Genomic DNA, 6,274 nt, shown 5'->3' with positions numbered 1-6,274 from the left:
TTTGAACAAAATGAAGAGATCACTAATTATAATATTGCTTCTGATTTTTAACCTGACTCTCGGACAAGAAAAAATTGACCCAACCGAATCATTAATTTCGGAATTTAAATCACAGTTAGAAATAAAAAAAGTTTCCGAGTTTTTTGTCTTAAAACATGTTACTTATGGGAGTTCACACATTTTTGATTTAGATGACCCAAATTCTTGTAGCTCAAATCGAACTTACTTCACAATGTATGCCTTTTGGAAAAAAGGAAATAACAATTATATTAAGAAATTTGATAATTGTGGAGCGTTCAATTCTATAAAATTAGCAAACTCAAAACCAAATGAGTTTTATCAAAATAACTTTGAGAATCTGAAATCTGAAAAAGTAAAACCGTACCAAACAAGTCCTGACAGTATTGCAAATGGATTAGTATATAAGAGCATATCTTCTGCGTCTCACCAACCTCAGAGATATTTTTGGTTTTATAAAAATTCGCAAGAATATACTAATCATTTTGACAAATATAATTTGACAACAAAAAAGGAAAATCCAAATTTGAACTTTAAGACTAATGCTGACCTTTCTATCGTCAAACTAAATGCAATTTCCGAAGAAATTATTAACGAAATGAATGATAAGGAATTGTTTAAACGACTGGAATAAAAACGTGTGCTAACACCGTATATAGCTCATAGCTATTTAGTTGTTTAATCAAAGTGAAGGCGTATTTGCAGGTCTGCCAAATTTTTTAATTTGGCTTATTGAGAAAAAAGATAATAATAAAATTAAAAAATTGGCTTGTGCTTAACCGAAAGGTAATCGCTATTTTGCATGCTACGAGCCATATACACAACCGTTACCATACATTTAAGAACGAAATGCAAACATTCATAATTAAAGGAAAAAGATTAAAAAATTGGAAGACATTTCACGCTGAATTTAAAAAAGAAATGCACTTTCCAGATTATTATGGAGAAAATATGGATGCTTGGATTGACTGCATTGACGAACTATCTGATGAACCGACCATTTTACAAATTGAAAACGAAAAATACTTAAAAGAAAATGTTCCTGAATTGTTTAATGCAATTTTAGAATGTGGAGCTTTTGTAAATTATAGAAAAATAGAAGTTGGAGAAAAACCAAATCTTATAATTGCAACAGATTATTAAATGAACGAATCAAGACAAACTATACAAATAAAAACTGAACCGAATATTGGAAATCGATTTGTTGCTGGATTAGTAGATTATATAATAATTTACGGAGTAACTTTCTTTTTAATTTTTACATTTGGAGAACCGAATGATGAAGGTGGATATTCTTTAAATGGTTTGCCTGGATTAATACCAATTATTTTTTGGCTGATTATGACTGTTGGACTTGAAATTGGTTTCGGAGCAACAATCGGAAATTCATTAGTCGGACTAAAAGCGATTCCGAAAAACGGAATAAACCGAAAACTGACTTTTGGAGAATCTTTTAAAAGACATTTACTTGACCCAATCGATATGTTCTTTTTTGGACTAATCGGAATTATAACAATAAAAAATACAGATAAAAATCAACGATTAGGAGATATTTGGGGAAATACAATTGTTGTGAAAACATCTGAATTAAATAAAACGGAATAAAAAAACGTATGGTAACACCGTATATAATTTATTGCTAATTCTAGCTTACTTACGAAAGTCCTCGCGGACTTTCTTTGTCGGTAATTATTTACTAAATTAGTTGCTGGAAACACGCAACAAACCATATACCTACTCGTTACCACACATTTAAACTACATTTAGATTCAGCCTAATAACAAGAGATTTAAGCAAATTTCAGCAAGAAGAATATAATATAAAGAGATAAAGTTTATTATGAATTGAGTAACAAAACTGATGTTATATCGTCATCTAAGTAAATAAACTAAAAACTTCTCACATGAAAAACAAAGCTTGGATGCAAGTATTCATCATTTACCTTCGATATTTAATCGGTTTTGCATTTATTTTTGCAAGTCTTGTAAAAATTCAAGGATTACGTTTTACTGCTGAAAGTGGTGCTGAAAACCCCATAGATTCTGCTTTCCATTTTTTTGAAACTTTATATGAATCTGGTATTTATTGGCGTTTTTTAGGATTAGCACAATTGATCACTGGAACACTACTCATGACACAACGCTTTGCAAAGCTAGGAGCCATTCTTTTTTTACCAATAATAGCCAACGTTTTTGTGATTACAATTTCTTATGATTTTGGAGGGACGCATATCATTGCTGGGTTAATGTTAATTTCAACATTATTTTTGTTATATTGGGATTGGGATTCTCTAAAAATATTATTTAATAAAACCCCAACTAATTGGACTAAAAAAAGATTAGAACACAATAAAATTTGGATATATTTAGGATTTGTGTTTTTAATAATTACTGTCTTTTCAAAAATTTTAATAGATAATGAAAATATATTATTTAGCTTTTTAGCTATGTTTGTTATTGGTATCGTAGGTTTAATTGTTGGTTATAAAAGGCGAAAATTATATATTGACTAAAACTTTAATGTCAAAATTAATTTAAAAAAACATGTGGTAACACCGTGTATAATTAATTGCTTTGGCAAGTGCTTATTTGGAAAATTCCTTCGGAATTTTCTCTGGTTCGTATTTGTTTGCTAAATTAGTTGCTTAACCACGCAACTAACCATACACAACAACGTTGTGCTTCAGCTAAAAAAAACTAATAACATCAAAATCAATCGAACAATTGGAAAATAATGTTTGGGAAACGCCAAATGAATTTCTGACCGATATGATAAAAAGATGCTACCAATACAGAAAAATAAGTATTTCGGAATTGACAACTGACCAAATGCGACTTCTGATTTCAAAAAAAATAGGAGTGTACTATCTAATTGGTATTATACTCGAAAAACTGAAATCAAATATACTAGCCGAAGGAGATTTCTTAGTTATTGTTTCAATAATACCGGCGGAATATTGGACTAAAAACAAAAAATATCAACTGCATTTTAATGGAATTGTAGGGCAAAATGCGAATTTGATAAAATCGGAACTTGGCGAAAAAGAATTTGACCGAATACAGGACGTAGAAAGCCGAAAGCACAACAATGTGTATAAAACATAGCAATTTATGGCTGTCCGAAAGGTTTTCTTGTATTTGTGAAGTCGCCAAACCTTTTGATTTGGCTTTTAGAAAATTAAAGAAAAACAAAATGCAAAAGTTTTGGCTTGTGCTAAACCGAAAAGTTTAAGTATTTTTATGTGCTACGTTTCATACACGGGACGTTCTACGCAATTTGACCAAACAATGAAAATAGGATTAAAATATGGACTTCTGATTTTTGGAATTGTAATAATTACAGTTGTCGGATTTATTGGATTTGGACTATACTCAATGGAAATTGAAGACCATTATGGCGACCTTCAAGAATTATATTATGAATCTGAAAATGGAGATGTAATTATAAATAAAACAACGTCCGAATTTGGACTAATTGAAAAAAATTGGAAACGTATTAATATCAGAACTCAAAAAAAAGATTCGACTGATTTATATAATTGGGTTTATCAAAACGGGACAGAAACCAAATCGGAAATTTATCGAGCAAAAAACGGAAAAACTGAACTGAACGGAATTACATACTCTGAATTGGAAAAAAGAATTGACAATTCGGACTTTAAACTAATAATTAAGAATTGAATATGGAACCAAGTCTTTTGACTTCAATTATCGGAATAATAGCATTTACTACAATAATGTATTTAGGATTTAAATATGCCAATGGAAAATGGAAAGTGTCTGAATCTAAAAAATCTGACTATCTGAATTGGTCAAATACACACGGAAAAACAATTAAAAAAGGAATAATTATAATATCAATAATTTACGGAATTTCGATGATAATTCAAATTTCGAATATGATTTAGCGGAATAAAAACTGCGTAGAACAACGTGTATAATTAATGGCTAGTTCTCGCCTACTTACGAAAATCCTCGCGGATTTTCTATTCGGTTTTTATTTACTAAATTAGGTGCTTAAACACGCCACTAATCATACACAAACCGTTGGCAACAAGCAAAAAATACCTATTAGTAGGTATTGATTTAATTAATATTAAACTCAATCTTTGAAATCTAAAACTTACACAAAATGAAAAAACCAATAATTACAGCAGTTTGCACATTCTTAGTTTACAGTTCAACTTTTGCACAATTAAAAATACAAGATACCAACTTGGACTGCGAAAAGGTAAAAGGAATTATTACTGTAATGGAAAAACCTGAATATATTCTAAAAGCAGAAGTGGATAATGAAAAAGAGTTTTTTGCCGCAACAACAGTTGTTGGTATTATACTTCCCTATGCAATCAAATATGGAAGTAATGCGCTTAAAAAAGCAACTTCCAAAAAAGTAGAGGATTATACGTACGAAAGTGAAGTATTAAATCCTCAAGCCATAGATTTTAAAAAACTTAAGGATAGTGTAGCTATTATCAAGGTTAAAAATACTTTTTATAAAAAAGGCGGTACAGAAGAAAATAATATGGCAACTTATGATTTTGATTTTTTTCTAGAAAATAACTTTCTAAAAGTTAAACTTTCAAATATCGAACAAACGCATACTCCCGTAAAAATTCATAAGAATTACGACCTCCTTATGAGCAATTTTGACATATCAATTAGTGCATTTGTTAAAGAAGCTATTAATGATAGTATAATACAAGAAAAAATGATTGATTTAGGCACTTCAAGTATTAATATGATTAATCCAAGTTTTCAGTCTTTAAAGGCAGAGGCTAAGAATAAAGCACAATTTTTCTTACCTTCAAAAACAAAAGATGGAAAAAACATAGAAATTATCGCCTTTATAGTTAAACTCAAATTAAAGCACGTCAATCCACACGGAACTACAAGTAGTTATTTGAATGAATTTTTAGAAATCAATTCAGATAATAACGAAGGCCTATTGACCAGAATATTTATTAAAGAAGCGAAAGAAGATTAAAAATTAAAAAATATGAAAAACAAATTCATTCCAATTATATTACTCTTATTAGCTTTTGCTGTAAACGCACAAGTAAGTACCGTTAGAGATGGAAGATTAATAGAAGACTCCCAAGGTCGTTTTATAGGAGATATTGAAGTCCTTGGTGTAATGCATAGAGGAACTATCGATGCAGCAGATAAAACAGGTTTTCTAAATGAATTTACCCTCAAAATGAAAGTGTGGGATTATCTAGGCGAACCACTAGAAATGTATGCCTTTCAATGGTACAGAAAAGATAGTTATACAGTTAAAGTAGATAATACAATAAGAAGTATCTCTTTGGATAAACTTAAAGAGTATCCTGACTTACAAAAACGTTTTCTCGATATAAGACCAACAAAAGTAGATATTAAAATATCAGGATATGCGGGTGATGGAAACGCAACTAATGACCTACAAGTAGGTAAAATTAAGGTAGAAGAATCTAGTGTGCCTGTTAATGTTTTCTATACCTATATTGTTAAAGATGTTGATTTACTTATTGCAAAAGAAGGTGCGTTTAGAGAACCTACTGTTGCGGGAAGCCCACCTACTTGGAATGAGTTTTTTAATTGGCAATACTCGGATCCTACGGGTCCACTGATAGATTTAAATGTGACAGAAGATAGTTTTAAAAGACTTTCACAAGAGGAACAAAAACTGCGAATTAAAAAAATTAAAAACATCTGGAAGCAAGTAAAACAATTAAGTGTTAGTGCCTCTATAGCAACGTTAGAATGGCCAGAATATGAAATGATAGACATCATCAAAACTTACGACCGATATAAAAACAAAAAGAAAGAATTAAGTCCACAAGAAAAACTGGAAGCCGAGTTGGCAAAAGTTCAGCGCACTAAAGAATATACCAGTAATGATGATTGGGGAGTACTGCCTGAGTTGAAGGAAGAGTTTCCTAAAATTGGTATTGATAAAAGTTTAATAACCCGTGGCGAGAATTTCATTTATGAATATCAATTTGTATTTACAGAATCAGAAGAGCTGGTGAATGTTTTCGACAAATTGTATAATGAGTTAAATAAACGCTATTCCCAAGAAAATCACACGGAGAAATTCAACGCTATTTTTGAGGCTTATCAAGTTATTGATAATAGAATTTTAGTGTTTGAAATTCGCTCAAATTACAATATTGATGATGGTTTTCTTCTTTATGATTTAAAGACAGAAAAACTTATTAATAATAGTTCTGAATTTTATCATATATGCGAATTTGTCAAAAAAGTACTTCCAA

The 6,274-nt window shown here is 30.2% G+C and carries 8 protein-coding genes; all 8 read left to right on the top strand.

Annotated elements, in window-relative coordinates:
* The coding region (locus tag CXF67_RS03675; RefSeq protein WP_219621015.1) for a hypothetical protein at positions 1–652 on the top strand (652 nt) is incomplete at its 5' end.
* A gap of 215 nt (positions 653–867) precedes the next feature.
* Complete coding sequence (locus CXF67_RS03670) at positions 868–1,161, top strand: barstar family protein (protein WP_145990367.1); 294 nt, start codon at positions 868–870, stop codon at positions 1,159–1,161.
* Positions 1,162–1,623 (top strand): RDD family protein, encoded by a 462-nt coding sequence (locus CXF67_RS03665; RefSeq protein ID WP_102087512.1) that lies wholly within the window; start codon positions 1,162–1,164, stop codon positions 1,621–1,623.
* A 298-nt stretch (positions 1,624–1,921) separates the two neighbouring features.
* Complete coding sequence (locus tag CXF67_RS03660; RefSeq protein ID WP_102087511.1) at positions 1,922–2,530, top strand: hypothetical protein; 609 nt, start codon at positions 1,922–1,924, stop codon at positions 2,528–2,530.
* Between the two features lie 211 nt (positions 2,531–2,741).
* Positions 2,742–3,122, top strand: a complete 381-nt coding sequence (locus CXF67_RS03655; RefSeq protein WP_257984586.1) for a contact-dependent growth inhibition system immunity protein — start codon at positions 2,742–2,744, stop codon at positions 3,120–3,122.
* A gap of 183 nt (positions 3,123–3,305) precedes the next feature.
* On the top strand, positions 3,306–3,698 hold the full coding sequence (locus tag CXF67_RS03650) for a hypothetical protein (RefSeq protein ID WP_102087509.1): 393 nt from the start codon (positions 3,306–3,308) through the stop codon (positions 3,696–3,698).
* A 451-nt stretch (positions 3,699–4,149) separates the two neighbouring features.
* Positions 4,150–5,004, top strand: coding sequence for a hypothetical protein (locus CXF67_RS03640; protein WP_102087507.1), 855 nt, complete (start codon positions 4,150–4,152; stop codon positions 5,002–5,004).
* Positions 5,005–5,016: 12 nt separating this feature from the next.
* Positions 5,017–6,274, top strand: a 1,258-nt coding sequence (locus CXF67_RS03635) for a hypothetical protein (RefSeq protein ID WP_145990366.1), incomplete at its 3' end; no start/stop codon positions are given.

Source organism: Psychroflexus sp. MES1-P1E (assembly GCF_002836055.1).
Lineage (GTDB): Bacteria > Bacteroidota > Bacteroidia > Flavobacteriales > Flavobacteriaceae > Psychroflexus.
Note: the sequence above shows the minus strand (reverse complement) of the source record. Positions and strands in the feature narration are given on the sequence as shown.

Coding starts and splice junctions, on each gene's coding strand:
- CXF67_RS03660 (WP_102087511.1), top strand. CDS start 1,922: ATGAAAAACAAAGCTTGGATGCAAGTATTCATCATTTACCTTCGATAT.
- CXF67_RS03665 (WP_102087512.1), top strand. CDS start 1,162: ATGAACGAATCAAGACAAACTATACAAATAAAAACTGAACCGAATATT.
- CXF67_RS03670 (WP_145990367.1), top strand. CDS start 868: ATGCAAACATTCATAATTAAAGGAAAAAGATTAAAAAATTGGAAGACA.
- CXF67_RS03640 (WP_102087507.1), top strand. CDS start 4,150: ATGAAAAAACCAATAATTACAGCAGTTTGCACATTCTTAGTTTACAGT.
- CXF67_RS03650 (WP_102087509.1), top strand. CDS start 3,306: ATGAAAATAGGATTAAAATATGGACTTCTGATTTTTGGAATTGTAATA.